Annotated in this window: 17 protein-coding genes, 2 tRNA genes, 1 pseudogene and 1 riboswitch; of the genes and pseudogenes, 11 read left to right on the top strand and 9 right to left on the bottom strand. The window is 64.5% G+C overall.

Features of this window, described 5'->3' with window-relative positions:
- Position 1: 1 nt before the first annotated feature.
- The 3 genes from AC1DJN_RS15255 (at position 2) to AC1DJN_RS15265 (ending at position 917) form a co-directional block, all read left to right on the top strand.
- Positions 2-77, top strand: a tRNA-Gly gene (locus AC1DJN_RS15255).
- Positions 78-143: 66 nt separating this feature from the next.
- Positions 144-217, top strand: a tRNA-Cys gene (locus AC1DJN_RS15260).
- 187 nt (positions 218-404) lie between these two features.
- Entirely contained in the window at positions 405-917 is a 513-nt protein-coding gene (locus AC1DJN_RS15265) for a DUF998 domain-containing protein (RefSeq protein WP_442251051.1), read from the top strand.
- 47 nt (positions 918-964) lie between these two features.
- Here AC1DJN_RS15265 and AC1DJN_RS15270 read toward each other — a convergent pair whose 3' ends face one another.
- Positions 965-1606 (bottom strand): flavin reductase family protein, encoded by a 642-nt coding sequence (locus AC1DJN_RS15270; RefSeq protein WP_442251052.1) that lies wholly within the window; start codon positions 1604-1606, stop codon positions 965-967.
- 105 nt (positions 1607-1711) lie between these two features.
- Between AC1DJN_RS15270 and AC1DJN_RS15275 the strand changes: the two genes are divergently transcribed.
- Both AC1DJN_RS15275 and AC1DJN_RS15280 read left to right on the top strand, forming a co-directional pair.
- Positions 1712-2416, top strand: coding sequence for an ArsR/SmtB family transcription factor (locus AC1DJN_RS15275; RefSeq protein WP_442251053.1), 705 nt, complete (start codon positions 1712-1714; stop codon positions 2414-2416).
- A 134-nt stretch (positions 2417-2550) separates the two neighbouring features.
- On the top strand, positions 2551-2820 hold the full coding sequence (locus tag AC1DJN_RS15280) for a hypothetical protein (protein ID WP_025875177.1): 270 nt from the start codon (positions 2551-2553) through the stop codon (positions 2818-2820).
- 13 nt (positions 2821-2833) lie between these two features.
- Here AC1DJN_RS15280 and AC1DJN_RS15285 read toward each other — a convergent pair whose 3' ends face one another.
- A complete protein-coding gene (locus AC1DJN_RS15285) occupies positions 2834-3916 on the bottom strand; it encodes an alpha/beta hydrolase family protein (protein WP_442251058.1) in 1083 nt (360 codons plus the stop codon).
- 150 nt (positions 3917-4066) lie between these two features.
- Between AC1DJN_RS15285 and AC1DJN_RS15290 the strand changes: the two genes are divergently transcribed.
- On the top strand, positions 4067-4900 hold the full coding sequence (locus tag AC1DJN_RS15290; protein WP_032976490.1) for an AraC family transcriptional regulator: 834 nt from the start codon (positions 4067-4069) through the stop codon (positions 4898-4900).
- Between the two features lie 3 nt (positions 4901-4903).
- On the opposite strand, the gene crcB is transcribed toward AC1DJN_RS15290, so the two are convergent.
- Both crcB and AC1DJN_RS15300 read right to left on the bottom strand, forming a co-directional pair.
- Entirely contained in the window at positions 4904-5296 is a 393-nt protein-coding gene (gene crcB, locus AC1DJN_RS15295) for a fluoride efflux transporter CrcB (protein WP_025875171.1), read from the bottom strand.
- A gap of 81 nt (positions 5297-5377) precedes the next feature.
- Positions 5378-5441, bottom strand: a riboswitch (Fluoride riboswitch).
- Positions 5442-5463: 22 nt separating this feature from the next.
- The gene (locus AC1DJN_RS15300; RefSeq protein WP_223485056.1) at positions 5464-5904 is read right to left on the bottom strand and encodes a helix-turn-helix domain-containing protein; all 441 of its coding nucleotides are present in this window, start codon (positions 5902-5904) and stop codon (positions 5464-5466) included.
- 78 nt (positions 5905-5982) lie between these two features.
- Between AC1DJN_RS15300 and AC1DJN_RS15305 the strand changes: the two genes are divergently transcribed.
- Together AC1DJN_RS15305 and AC1DJN_RS15310 are read left to right on the top strand one after the other, a co-directional pair.
- A complete protein-coding gene (locus AC1DJN_RS15305; RefSeq protein ID WP_025875167.1) occupies positions 5983-6192 on the top strand; it encodes a helix-turn-helix domain-containing protein in 210 nt (69 codons plus the stop codon).
- A gap of 351 nt (positions 6193-6543) precedes the next feature.
- Positions 6544-6780, top strand: a complete 237-nt coding sequence (locus AC1DJN_RS15310) for a hypothetical protein (protein WP_025875165.1) — start codon at positions 6544-6546, stop codon at positions 6778-6780.
- A 1-nt stretch (position 6781) separates the two neighbouring features.
- Here AC1DJN_RS15310 and AC1DJN_RS15315 read toward each other — a convergent pair whose 3' ends face one another.
- Complete coding sequence (locus AC1DJN_RS15315; protein ID WP_032976491.1) at positions 6782-7831, bottom strand: 4Fe-4S dicluster domain-containing protein; 1050 nt, start codon at positions 7829-7831, stop codon at positions 6782-6784.
- Positions 7828-8112 carry a hypothetical protein gene (locus AC1DJN_RS15320; protein WP_032976492.1) on the bottom strand — a complete coding sequence of 95 codons (285 nt, stop codon included), beginning with the start codon at positions 8110-8112 and terminating at the stop codon, positions 7828-7830. The genes AC1DJN_RS15315 and AC1DJN_RS15320 overlap by 4 nt, the downstream gene beginning before the upstream one ends.
- Before the next feature lie 180 nt (positions 8113-8292).
- Here AC1DJN_RS15320 and AC1DJN_RS15325 point away from each other — a divergent pair, with 180 nt between their 5' ends.
- Both AC1DJN_RS15325 and hemN read left to right on the top strand, forming a co-directional pair.
- Entirely contained in the window at positions 8293-8733 is a 441-nt protein-coding gene (locus AC1DJN_RS15325; protein WP_478039396.1) for a group III truncated hemoglobin, read from the top strand.
- A 44-nt stretch (positions 8734-8777) separates the two neighbouring features.
- Positions 8778-10187 (top strand): oxygen-independent coproporphyrinogen III oxidase, encoded by a 1410-nt coding sequence (hemN, locus tag AC1DJN_RS15330; protein WP_442251055.1) that lies wholly within the window; start codon positions 8778-8780, stop codon positions 10185-10187.
- 9 nt (positions 10188-10196) lie between these two features.
- Here the strand turns inward: hemN and AC1DJN_RS15335 are convergent, their stop codons facing one another.
- Positions 10197-10676: a hypothetical protein gene (locus tag AC1DJN_RS15335; protein ID WP_051585027.1), complete on the bottom strand. Its 480-nt coding sequence runs from the start codon at positions 10674-10676 to the stop codon at positions 10197-10199.
- Positions 10677-10869: 193 nt separating this feature from the next.
- Here AC1DJN_RS15335 and AC1DJN_RS15340 point away from each other — a divergent pair.
- Positions 10870-10965, top strand: a pseudogene (locus AC1DJN_RS15340) (SOS response-associated peptidase family protein); the annotation flags it as partial.
- A gap of 4 nt (positions 10966-10969) precedes the next feature.
- Here the strand turns inward: AC1DJN_RS15340 and AC1DJN_RS15345 are convergent.
- Positions 10970-12445 (bottom strand): XVIPCD domain-containing protein, encoded by a 1476-nt coding sequence (locus tag AC1DJN_RS15345; RefSeq protein WP_478039397.1) that lies wholly within the window; start codon positions 12443-12445, stop codon positions 10970-10972.
- Positions 12442-13080 (bottom strand): hypothetical protein, encoded by a 639-nt coding sequence (locus AC1DJN_RS15350; RefSeq protein WP_081794570.1) that lies wholly within the window; start codon positions 13078-13080, stop codon positions 12442-12444. The genes AC1DJN_RS15345 and AC1DJN_RS15350 overlap by 4 nt, the downstream gene beginning before the upstream one ends.
- Positions 13081-13546 lie beyond the last annotated feature (466 nt).

Below are 13546 nucleotides of genomic sequence, written 5' to 3' on the forward strand. Positions count from 1 at the left end.
TGCGGGAATAGCTCAGTTGGTAGAGCGCAACCTTGCCAAGGTTGAGGTCGCGAGTTCGAGTCTCGTTTCCCGCTCCATGTTTCGACAGGCCCCATCGCGGGGTTTTGTCATGTCAGGGGCGTCGTTCCTGATCGCAGTACGTTGGCCTCATGGCAGAGTGGCTATGCACCGGATTGCAAATCCGTTTACAGCGGTTCGATTCCGCTTGAGGCCTCCAATTGAAAAGCCCTGACTTCGGTCAGGGCTTTTTTCTTTGTGCGGACCCCTGGCGCCAGCAGGGGTACCAAACTGCACATGCGACCCGGCGGGACCGGCTGCTAACGTCGCCGCACTCCTCTTCAGCGGTGGTGACTGCAGTGCGGAACCTGGCCATCCAGCAAGCGGTATACGTTCCTCTCGGCGCCATGCTGGCGCTGATCGCTTTTGCATTCACCGTGCCCGGCTACCACCCGCTCTCCCAGCACCTCAGCGAGCTGGGCCTGATGCCGGGGCTGCCAGCCAAGGCGGTGCAGGTCGGCGCGGTGGTCAGTGGCTCGGCCATCATCGTCTTCAGCCTTGCGTTGCTCGCGCAAGGTCGCCGTTTCGCGCTCACTGTGCTCACTTCCCTCCTGTTCGGCGTGTCCATGGTCAGCAATGGCGTCTTCACCACGGGCAGTCCGCTGCATGGCCTCTATGGCATCGGCATCTTCTCGATCCTGACCCCGCTGCTGTTCCTGGCCGAGCTGGGCCCTGCTGCGTCGACGCGTATGGTCTGGATTGCGCGCGTCACTTCGCTGCTGGGGATGGCCTATCTGTGGCTGATGCTTTCCGGCTTCGACCCGGAGCCCTATCGCGGCCTCACCCAGCGCATCGCGCTGCTGCCGGCGTTCGGCTGGTACACCTTCGCCGCGCTGGAGCTGCGTCGATCCCGCATCTGAATCAGAGGCCTCTGCTGCCTCCTCGTTGGCAGCGTGCAGCCAAGGGTTCATGCAGTCGGCGGCAAAGGATCGTCAGCGCGGAAATTGCGCGCCACCGGCGTGGTGGTGCCCACATAGTGGCGGAACAGGTAGATCAACGGTGCCCAGCGCTGCACGTCGATGTGCTGGGTTCCGGCAACGGTGATCGCCTCGTGCGCATGCACCCGGCAGATCCGTCCTTCGATGATCATGAAGCCCTGATCCTGCGTTCCGCTGGGCCGGTGCGAGGCGAGCAGCGTGACCTCCACCTGCAGCGGGCATTCGGCAATCGCCGGCGGTGCCACCTGCACCGAATCGACGCGGCTGAAGCCGCCCAGTGCGAACTTGTCAGGCACATGCACGTACCCCATCGCACGCTTCGATTCCGGCACCGGGGTGCGGGCGGTGGCGCGGGCGATGGCTTCAACCTGCGCCGCCTGCGTGGCATCTGCGAAGTTCAGTACGCATTCGCCGCGTGCCAGAAGGTTGCTGCAGCCTTGGCCCTGTTCGCCGATACCGAGCACCACGCGGTCGCCCAGCGCCCAGAATGATGAAAGCGGACTGATGTTCGCACTGCCGTCTTCATTCAACGTGGTCATCAGCACCACCGGTGTTCCCGGGTAGAGCACGGAGGGGGTGATGCAGCGGCGCTGGAAGTCTTGCGGTGGCATGTCTGAGCTCGTGGCGTGCGGGCGATGACTGTGCACTGTGCAGGGGAGCGCATGCTTCGATCCGGGTCGAACGATGCGCGGAAAGCGGCATGCCACAATGCGGCCATGGTCCAGACGTCCCGCTCCTTCATCCATGTCGGCACGCTGGTCGGTGACCATGCACGCGCGGCCATGCTGTTGACGTTGATGGATGGCCGGGCGCACACGGCGTCCGAGCTGGCCGGCGTGGCTGGCATCTCGCCGCAGACGGCAAGCAGTCATCTACGGCGGTTGCTCGACGGCGGCATCCTGGCCGTGGAGGTGCAGGGACGCCACCGCTATCACCGGATTGCCTCGACCGAGGTCGCCGACATGCTGGAAGGCATCCTGCGTTTCAGCGATCAACGGCCACCGCTTTCTCCACGAGCGGTACGAGTTGATGCCGGCTTCCGCCGGGCGCGCACCTGCTACCGGCACTTGGCGGGTAAATACGCCGTCGCCATCTGCGACCACCTGCTGACCATCGGGGCGATCTCCACGGCTGCAGACCATTGGCAGATGACGTCCCATGGCGCCGCCATCCTGCGCGCGGTGGGTCAGCCGCTGGAAGCGTTGATCGCGCGATCGCCACAGGTGACGCCCGCGCGATACTGCCGCGGCTGCCTGGACTGCACCGAGCGGCGCCCGCACATGGCCGGCATGGTGGGTGAAGCACTGCTGGAGAGTTTCCTGCAGAACCACTGGCTGCGTCGCCTCGCGGGGCGGCGCGACCTGCAGGTCACACCTGCCGGGCAGGAGGCATTCCGCAGGCTGTTCGACGTACGCGCCTGAAGCCCGCCGCGCGCCGCCGGCAGTCTCAGCCGGCCACGACATTGCGACGGGGTATGGTCGGAGTCCTGGTCTTCGGGAGCAGCAATGGCAGGCAAGGACATGAGGGGCCGCATGCACGATGCGGCTGGTCGGCAATGAGCAGGTCAACCGCAGATGTGCGCTGGCTTACTTTCCGGCTGAAGAACGGGCAGTCCATCGGCCCCGATCAACTGAAGGATGGCTGGGTCGTCGCCTCGGAGAGCCGTCATTGTGATGTGCGCCGGGAGAGTATCGAGGGCGCTGGCGTGGTCTATGCCCTGTATGGCCCGCCGGATCTTCCGTCTCCGCGCCGCGCCGAACTGCGCATGCGCGACTTCCTCATGCGCTCCGGCTATACCTTCACAATGGGTACGCTCGGCCACTGATGCGGTCGGCTGCTCAGAAGGGAGCCGCGGCTGCCTTCAACGCCTCGACCACCTGTGAATCCGCAAAGCCGCAGTGGCCTTCGCCCACCGCAGGCAGTACGCGCGGCAATGGCGTGGCGCCAGCGTGCTCGGCCAGCTGCGGATACACCGTCTGCATGCGCGGCACGATGCTCGGGTCGTTGTTGTTGAACTGGATCACCAGCGGTCGCTTGAGCGCGCCGGTCAACGCCAGCTTTTCGCGCACGTATCGCTGTGCCGGCGCAGCAGGTGCCAGCCGCTGCACGCCCGCGTTGAACGCCTTGTCGTCACCGAATCCGCGGTAGACGGTCCTCACGTTGCCGACCGGCATGCCGCCGGCGCGCGTGGCCAGTTCGTGCAGGATCATCGCGTGCAGGCTGATCGTGCCCGGCAATGCCTCCACGCTTACCTGCAGCCGTGCAGCCAGTTGCGCAGCCACGGCCGGCCGGGTCTGAAGCGCGGCGGCGATGCCTTGATAGAGCTCCATCTGCGGCAGTGCCGCAGCTTCCGCCGATGCCAGGCCCTGCCGGGGCAGTCCCTTGGGCTCGGGGAAGAAATAGTCGAACGCCACCAGAGTGGTCAGCAGGTCGTTGGCCAGTTGTTCGCCGGGCAGGTTGGCCCCGCACAGCGACACGCCTCCGGCGTAGTTCCGTGGCAGGCGTTCGAGGGTGGCGATGGCCACCGCACCGCCCATCGAAAAGCCGAGAATCCAGGTGCGACGCACGTCCTTCAATTCGGACGCGGCGTGCGCGCGCAGGCGTTCCATGTCCACGATCGCATCTGCCACTGCCCAGCCCTGGCTGGCATAGGCGCTCTGCGCCACGGCATAGCCCGCTGCAAGCAGGCTGGCGGTGCTGTCGTTGGCCGGCATCGGTGATGGCTGCGGCACGCCCACCGGTTCATAGCCATGCGCCAGCATCACCAGTTCGCCGTTCCAGCCGGCGGGCACGTCCAGGCGCCAGCGCGCGCCCTGCAGCTCACCGCTGGAGGTGCGTGACGGGGCGGGCGGCGCGGCGGCCTGCGACACGTGCGGCAGCAGCAGGACCAGTGCCAGGACCAGCCGGTGGAAGGTTCGCATCATGGTCTTTGCCCTGGCCGGTGCGGTCTGCGCGGAAGGTGCCGCCTGTATAGCGCTGCCCCTGCACGGTGGCTAGCCCCTGACGCAATGCAATCGAATTCGATACGATCTGCCGTATCTGCTCCCTTCCATTTGATCTGGGGTCCCGCCATGGTCGATCGCCTCGCCATCCTGCTCGAACGCTTCGCGGTCACCGCCTCGGTGTTCCATGCCGGCGCGCTGTGCGGCATCAACAGCCTGGAGGCCGAAGGCGACGCCGGCCAGCTGCACCTGGTGCGGCGCGGTCCGTTGCAGGTCAGTCATGGCACGCAGACGGTGCAGGTCGACGTTCCCAGCCTGCTGCTGTATCCGCGCCCGCTGCCACACCGCTTCCACACCGATCCACAGCATGGCGCGGACATGGCCTGCGCCAATCTCCATTTCGAGGGCGGCAGGCTCAACCCGATCAGTGCCGCGCTGCCCGATTTCATCTGCCTGCCGTTGGCCGAACTGTATGGCGGCCATGCCGCCCTGGAGCTGTTGTTCGAGGAGGCATTCGAGCAGCGCTGCGGTCGCACGGTGATGGTCAACCGCCTGTTCGAGGTGGTGATGATCCAGGTGCTGCGGCAGTTGATGGAGGGGGGCGAGATGCGCGGCGGCCTGTTCGCCGGGCTTGGCCATCCACGGCTGCGGTTGGCGCTGGTGGCCATGCACGAGGCACCCGCCCAGGCCTGGACACTGGAAGATCTGGCCGATGTTGCAGGCATGTCGCGCAGCGTGTTCGCCGCCAGTTTCCGCGAGGCCATGGGAACCACGCCCGGGCAGTATCTGCAGGGCTGGCGGGTAGGCCTGGCGCAGCAGGCGTTGCGGCAGGGGCGACCGTTGAAACGGATCGCCGACGAGGTTGGCTATGGCAGCGAGGCCGCGTTGTCTCGGGCGTTCAAGGCACACACCGGGCAATCGCCACGGCAGTGGCGCGGACAGGCGCGCGCTGCTGCCGGCTGACTGTTACCCCAGCGCGAGCCGGGTCAGCTTCATGCCGGCGAACAGCCCGGCCAGGCCCAGTGCTACCGAGCCGCCGGCGTACAGTGCGGCCAGGCCATGCTGGCCCCGCTGCAGCAGCAGGCCGGTTTCCAGCGAGAAGGTGGAGAACGTGGTGTAGCCACCAAGAATGCCGGTGGCCAGCAGCAGGCGCAGTTGCGGCGACGCGCCGTTGCGCAGCGCAAACGCCTCCACCACCACGCCCATCAGCACGGCGCCGCTGATGTTGACCAGGAACGTCGACCAGGGCCAGGTGCTGCCGGCGGCCACGCGGGCGCCGATCAGGTTGCAGGCATGGCGCAGGCAGGCGCCGACACCGCCGCCGAGGAATACCAGCACATAGTTGTTGAACGTCTGCATTGCTTGCCTCGAGTGCGTGTTCGCAGGTTCGACGGCGGACGCAATGGCGGGCACGGCCTGCCATCGACGAACGCCGGGTTCGTCTCAGCAGGAGCCATCAGCCATCTCAGGCGGTTATCGGGGGAGCCCCATCCCCATCGACGGACATGCTACCAGCCCGCGATGGGTCAGGGCAGGGCAGTCATCACCACGCGTGCGACCTTACCGCGGCTGACGCCCTCCATCAGCAGGTCATGGGCCATCAACCCCAGCGTGGCCTCGCGACGGTAGCCCACCTCAAGTCCGCGCTCGTCAAGGATGTGGGCGACCAGCTCATAGGCCGCTTGCCAGACATCCAGATGGGCTTCGCTGGGCATGTGCATGTAGGCCGTGCCGCGCTCGCCGACTCCCCGTCCCAGCGGGCCGAACAGCAGCTCGCGTGGGTCCAGCTTCACCGCATCGGCAATGCGGAACAGCTGTTCGGCTTTCACGTGGTTGGCCTTGACGTGGTCGTTGAGCCAGTTGCTGACCGTTGCCGTCGTCGTTTCGGCGGCACGCGCCAGGTCGGCAGGGCGTGCATGCCCGGCGTCCTTCATGGCGACCGCGAGTCGTTGTCCAAGAGTATTCATCTATGCAAGCCAGCTTAACGCGTGGAAGCGAAAGAGGCCTTGGCGCAAGAATAAGTTTGATGATGAAAGGGATCGAAAATGGACGAATTCTGGAGCAAGCGGCAGGTCCGCACGCGGCTGGGCTTTTCCACCGACGCAGAGCTCGCCAGGTTGTTTGGAATCAGCAGATCCGCTGTCTCGCAATGGCCCAGAGGCTTTCCCATCCCGCCGCTCAGGCGCTACATCCTGCAGCAGCGATACCCTGCGTTGTTCCCGATGGATGACGACTCGCACGATGAAACCGCATGAGATGCGTCGAGGGTTGTCGCAGACAAGCCGCCAAGATCGATTTGCTAAGTATGCTTAGCAACATAGACAGAATCGATCGACGTGTCCCCAGCGATGGTCCGATCTGTGATGGCTACCCGGGTTCGCCGGCTGGCTTTGTYGACATCGGCACGGACGTTTCTGATCCCGGTCGCTACGGCCTTTCATGAACGATTAATAATTTCAATCGCGAAAGTCGCGGCCTGTAATTGACGTGTCGTGAAATCTATGACTAATTGGCATCAACCGGCTGTGAAGGCCGGGAGTCTTTCAGTAGCTCGCAAGTGAATCGGTCGACCGTCAACGATGCAGAACAAGTCCAACGGAGGTCGTATGGAATACGGCATGCATGGCTTGGCTGAACGGGTACGCCGCGAACTGGAAGCCAGTTATCACAAACACGGATGCGGTCCGGCGTTCTGGGATACCTACCAGCAGGTGCTTGATCGTCTGGTTCCGCAGGGGACCGGGCGAACCGATGTCACCAATGAAATGGCGCTGATCATCGAACAACTGGGCATCGTCCGCCGCGCCCAGCTGGTACCGCCGCGCCCGGGCGACCCGGGCTGATTCAGAGCAGGCGCCAAGCGCCGCACACCAGCAGCGCCAGCAGCAACGAAGCCAGGGCCGTGGTGCGGGGGCGCCACCACCGGCGCGGCTGGCCTGCCATCACCTGCGGGCTGCAGTAGCGCACCAGGCTGGGGCCGAAACCGGCCTGATGCTGCTGCTGCGTGCACGCTTCCAGGCAGGCACCGCAGGCCAGGCAGTCGGCCTGTGGGCCATGGCGGATGTCCAGCTGCATCGGGCACGCGCGCACGCAGGCCATGCAATCGAGGCAGTCGCCCAGCCGATCCGCGCTGAAGGTGGGCATCGGTCCGGCCAGCAGCGGATGCGCGGCACGGAAGACATAGTCCTGCGCGGTGGTCGGATCGAGCAGGCCGCGACCGCGGCCGAGCACGCCGCCCAATGCCGGCGGGCGGGCGCCGCGCGGCTCGCCGCGGCGTGGGTCATACAACATGCGCGGGGTGTGCGGGTCGGTCAGCAACGGCTGCATGCGCGCGAACGGACAAAGTGATCGGCACACCTGCTCGCGCAGGAACCCGGCATTGCCCCACGTGGCGCCGGCATAGAACAGCACCCAGAAGGTCTCCCAGCCACTCCATGCGCCATCGAACGCGCCGGTGACCAGTTCGCGGATCGGGCTGAACAGCCCGACGAACGTGATCCCGGTCCACAGCGACAGCAGCAACCAGGCCAGCTGGGTGGCCGGCCGCGCCAGCTTCGCCGGCAGCACGCGGGCCAATGCCTGCGCGATTCCGTCGAACGCTCGTGTCCATAGCGTCTGCGGGCAGGCATGTCCGCACCACACGCGACCAGCCAAGTGGGTGAGCAGGGCCAGACCCACCGCCATCACCGCCAGCAGCCCCAGCAACACACCGATGTCATCCGGCCACAGGGTCCAGGCGAACAGGTCGAAGCGGCGCGCGTTGAGGTCCAGCAGCAGGGCCTGGCGTCCATCCCACTGCAGCCACGGCAGCGCATGGAACAGGACCAGCAATGCAAGGCCCAAGGTGCGGCGCCAACGCCATGCGCGCAGGGGCGAGGATGCGGTGATGCTCATCCCAGTGGCAGCTCCTCATCCTCTTCGTTCGGCATCGGCCGCAGCAGGTAGCCGGTCACCGCGCTGGAAAGTGCGGTGACCGCCCAGAACATGAAGAAACCTGCGGTGTAGCCCAGCTCACGGCTGATGGCCGTACCCGGGAAGCTGATCGCCTGCAGCCGCAGTGGATCGACGAAGGCGAAGAACACCACGCAGGCCAGGCCGGCGGCGATGAAGCTGGGCCACAGGACTGCACCCCAATGCTGGATACGCCGCTGGCGGCTGGAAGTCGGTGTGTTCATGCGGGTTCGGGTTGAAGAAGAGGGCGGCGCGTATACTTCGCCGTGGTTGGCGCAGCATCCGCAGGGCATGCTTCCTGCAAGCGTGCCAGCCTAGGTGCGCCGCAGTGCGCTGACATTGATCTGGATCAACAGCGGTGGTGGCGGCATGCGGCACACTGCCGATCCGCACTTGGTACCCTGATGAACGCAACGCCCACGACTGACCTTCCCATTGCTTCGCCAGAGTTGTGCAGCGAGGAGGAAGTGACCCGGTTGGTCCATGATTTCTATGCGCGCGTGCGTGAAGAGGAGCGTCTGGGGCCGGTATTCGAAGGGCATGTGCGCGACTGRCCGGAACACCTGGCCCAGCTCGTCGATTTCTGGTCGGCGATGCTGCGCGGGACCCGCAGGTTCAAGGGCTCGCCGATGTCCAAGCACATGGCGATCGATCTGGAAAAGGATCTGTTCGACCGCTGGCTGGTGCTGTTCCACATCACCACGGCCGAATGCAACAACCCGCCCATGCAAGCGCTTGCCGACGATGTGGCCGCCCGCATCGCCGACACCTTCTGGCGCCGCTACCAGATGCTGCGCTGGCCGCAGGTCATGCTGCCGGTGCTGGGCGTGCCCACCAAGGATTGATCTGGGTCAAGGCGTACCGCCAGGCTTGGGGCGATGCTGGCGCCATGGACACGTTCTCTCCCGCTGCCGGTGGCCTGGCCTGGACCTTCGATCCCGATATGCTGCGACGGCATGACCGTCCCGGCCCGCGCTACACCTCCTATCCCACCGCGCCGCACTTCCATGACGGCTTCGATGCACCCGCGCTGCGCCAGGCGATCGCCGACAGCAACCCGTTGGCGCGCGCGTTGTCGTTGTACGTCCACGTGCCATTCTGCTCCAGCCCCTGCTTCTACTGTGGCTGCAACCGGGTGATCACCCGCGACCGCGGGCGTGGCCACAGCTACGTGTCACGCGTGCTGGCCGAGGCGGACCTGCTGGCACCGCAGTTCGCCGATGGTCGTGAAGTGATCCAGCTGCACCTCGGCGGTGGTACGCCGAATTTCCTCGATGCCGATGCGATGACCGCACTGGTCGAGGGCCTGCGCCGCCGCTTCGATTTCAGCGGTTCGTCGCAGCGTGATTTTTCCATCGAACTGGACCCGCGTTTCATCGACACCAGCGATGTGGCGATGCTGGCCCGGCTGGGCTTCAACCGCGCCAGCCTGGGCGTGCAGGATTTCGACCCGCAGGTGCAGGAATCGATCAACCGGGTGCAGGGCGTACGGCAGACGCTGGATATCCTGCGTGCCTGCCGCGACAGCGGCATGCGTTCGGTCAACGTCGATCTGATCTACGGCCTGCCAGGGCAGAGCCTTGAGGGCTTCGGCCGTACCCTGGAACTGGTGCTGGCGCTGCGTCCGGATCGACTGGCGGTGTATGGCTATGCGCATCTGCCTCACCTGTTCCGCGCGCAGCGACAGATCGACGAAAGCCGCATGCCCTCGCCGGAAGACAAGCTGGCGCTGCTGGGCCTGGCGGTGGAGCGCCTGTCCGCAGCCGGCTACCAGTACATCGGCATGGATCACTTTGCTTTGCCGGAAGAAGACCTGTCGCGTGCCCAGCGCGCCGGCCAGCTGCATCGCAACTTCATGGGCTACACCACCCACGCCGACACCGATCTGCTCGGCCTTGGCGTAAGTGCGATCAGTCACATCGGTGCCACCTACAGCCAGAATCCGCGTGACCTGCCGTCGTGGGAGAGCGCGGTGGACCAAGGACAGCTGCCGGTCTGGCGCGGCGTCGCACTCAGTGCCGACGACCAGCTGCGCGCCGAGCTGATCCAGCAGTTGATGTGCCAGGGTGAGGTGGATGGAATGTCACTGGCCCAGCGCCACGGCATTGATTTCGAGACCTACTTCGCCGAAGACCTGCAGGCCGTGCAGCGCCTGCAGCAGGATGGCCTGGCCGAGTACCGCGATGGCATCGTGCGCACCAGCGAGCCGGGGAGGCCGCTGCTGCGCCTGCTGGCGATGTGCTTCGATCCCTATCTGCGCGCTGCGCAGGAGCAGCCGCGTTATTCGCGGGCGATCTGAGCGCAGGTCTCAGCGCTTTCCGACGCCCCGTTCGGGGGGGCGAGCGGCCATGCCACCACTGGAGGTGGTGCTCCAGTTGCCGCTCAGATCGCGCACGCTGGTGGAGTAGGAGCCGTCGCTGTACTCGGTGCGCCACCTGCCGCTCAGGTCACGCTTGCTGACCGAGTAGCTGCCGTCACTGTACTGGGTGCGGATGTTGCCGCTCAGGTCAGTGCTGCTGTTGGAGTAGCTGCCATCGCTGTGGGAGGTGCGCTTGCGGCCACTCAGGTCGGTGGTGGTGGTCGAACGGCTGCCGTTGCTGTGCTCGGCGGTCACCCGGCCGGACAAGTCGCGCTTGATGCGGCTGGACGATCCGTCACTGTTGCGGATATCCAGGCTTCCGTCGAGGTTGCGATGACTGTCCGAACGACTCTGCGCCGATGCCGGTGCGGTGGCCTGGGCGAGCATCGCGACCAGCGCCAGCGATGACGCGATCCTTATCCACTTCATGGCTGATCTCCTTGTGCGCGGTTCGGCGGCCGGGGCGGGGCGTTCGATTCTGCCATGCCGGCCTGAAGGCGTCCTGATCGCGGAAACGGCAGCTGAGTGGCCGCATTCCCTCCGGCGGGCTGCTGTGCGCAACCAGCGGTGCGGACCCTTTGTGGGAGCGTCAATGCTTGATTGGGTGTGCTATTCCGCCTGAATGGAAGCCGCCTACCAGAAGCTGGTCCGCATGACGGGTGCCACCGTTTCGCTGCAGGAGGTCGCCGCGCTCTATGCCCACGATCCGGGCAGGCGCTGGGCTAGCTCATGCGCATCGCGGCTCGCGTCTGCTCCTGGGCGTGGTCCTGCTGGGCGACCTGCTGTGCCTGTGAAATCTGCTCGACCTTGGCGAGCGACTGCTCCACGGGTGTGTTGACGGCCTCGCTGATCGCAACCGACGCCCGCAGGTGTGCCGGATTGTCGAGCTCGCCCTGCACGACGARCATGCGCGGGCCCGAAACATTGCTCGGCGGAGTGCCCAGCACGACGTGATCGACGCGCTCCAAACCGCTGCTCTTAGCTGTTGCCAGCAAGCTGGCCGTCATTCGCTCGCTGATTTCATCGAAGCCGCGCCCGTGCTTGGCGTCCAAGGCGGATACGCCATCGCGAATCTGCCGGTAGAGCGCATGTTCCAAGTGGCCTTCCTTCCTGGGATCCAGGCCTGCCTTGTCCAAGGTTGATTCGATGCTTTCTTGCAACGGGCTCTTGGGAGAGAAGCCTGGATTGCTCAGAGAGGGCGAGCCCTTGTCGGTTGCATCCGGGACCAGCTGCCCGCCGGGCTTGAGCGCATTGTGGGCGCGCTGCTCCGCTTCAGCTTCTTGGCGAGCGTATGCACCGGCTTCCTCGGTGCCGCGCAGGTAATTGACCCCGTCGCGCATGAGTCCGGGGCCGCCGCCGACAAGCACGGTCGCTCCCATACGCAGCTGATGAATATCACTGCGGTAGTCGGCAATCCGGCGCAGGTCTTCAGGGTCTGTGACCCGGGCTCTGGGGTCGTCCAGTACAGACTGCACCGGCCCCTTGTCGGTCATCCGATCAAGGAAATGAACCATTCGATGGGAATCCCCCAACTGGACCGCCACAGCGGCGGACATGAGGTGGCCGCTTTTCAGCCCAGGTGCTCCGAGGGACGCGATGCGTTGGCCCTGCTCGGCGGTGCGCAGAACCTCCAGTTCCTTGGGGAGCGCGTACATCTCAACCTTGCCGTAATGCGGGCCGCCCGCACTGACCAAGTCGCCTGCCATGACATGGTTGGTGAACGGCGCCGCATTGGCTGGCTGGCCTTCCGGAAGGCGATAGGCCAACCCGGCAGCGCCGTACGGATTGAACGCGTCGCCGGGGAGGTTGTAGTGGTGCGCGGTGATCTGTGCGAGCGCGCCGCCCAGTGAATGGCCGGTGACGTGCACTGGCCCATACCCATTTCCCTCAGCCAGTTTGGTTGCCTGCTTGGTGAGCGCAAGAGCATCGCCAAGCTGTGAATTGATTCTGGCGGTGACCATCGCAGCGTCGATGCCGCCATCAAGTACTGCCTGGCGATCAAACTCGGTTCCACGATGGGCAGCGATGACTTCTTTTGTTTCTATGTTGAGGTAGACAACACCTTGATATCCGTTCCCGGAGTCGCGACGGGCCAAAACCGTGTATTTCGTTCCATCAATGGCGATGTCGGAATCGGGGGGCGGGAGGGGGTCCTTATAGACATGGTTCGAAAGCGTGGCGTTTTCCCTAGCGTTCATGGCGTTGTTCCTTCAACCCGTGTGGATACTTCGATTGGGAAGTATTCCTTGCGCTTGTCTTGTGGCATCTTTTCGTACCAACTCGAAGGTTCGGTTGGAGTCCGGCTTGGCGTTTGCCCCGTGGTCATGGCGGGCAATGCGCGCTTTATATAGGCGGTGAAGGTTTTCCCGCCTTCAATCTCACTGAATAGAGCTGAGACTGATGCACGGATTGGCCGATCATCGATGATGAAGGCGAACGAAGCTTCTACGAGAGCAGGTGTCCATGTGCACGGGCCATTACCGTAATAGTCAGCAACTTCCATTCCGTCCTTGAACACGGTGCTGCTGAATTCTGTAGCACTTATACGCCGTACTGGGGGATCAATCGTGTGCTGGTTCGGTTCGTATTGCACACCCTCGTAATTGTTGATCGGGGGGAGGCAAAGTGGATCTATCTGGTAGGTGACGGATACCTTGGGAGTTGGTATCTCCAGTGGCGCGTCATGGACCCGGATGATGATGGGCAGCGCATCCGCAGGTACCGGATTTTCGCGGTAAACAGGATACGAGCGTTCCTTGTGGCAGCCTGAAAGGACCAAGCTGATCAAAGCGATCAATGCCGCATGGGAAAGGCTTGCGAGAGATTTCAGCATGAGCCGTCCATGTCGCGGATTGACGAACCATGGGGGCATGCTTGTACAGCTTTCCTGCGGAGCATGGTTCTCGGTGCGTGAAGCTGCCGACAGGATTGCCCTGATCGGTGTTCAGCTGGACAAGAGCTATGACTGTGAAAGCCTGCGCGATGAGCATTTCGGGGCAAATACGACAGTCTCGTCGCCGCCGTCGGCTCGTTCCCATAGCCTCCATTCTTGCGCCCCAGCGATACGGGGCCATGCGAGATAGCGTTCATCATCGCTCCATTGCTCTTCATCAACAGACTATACGGCTCGTTTCTGCCGTGTTCCATAAAGATGTGGGAGACGAGGAATGAGCGGGCGGCCTGCATCTTCCAGGGTAAACGCCATGCCGAGCGCTGGTGCGCGGGCAGGCTGGACCCCCGGATGCGGCTGCGAGCAGCTGTGGCTCGGATGGTGGACGACACTCCGAGCGAGCCTCTAC

The organism is Stenotrophomonas sp. 05L414_2, assembly GCF_056397905.1.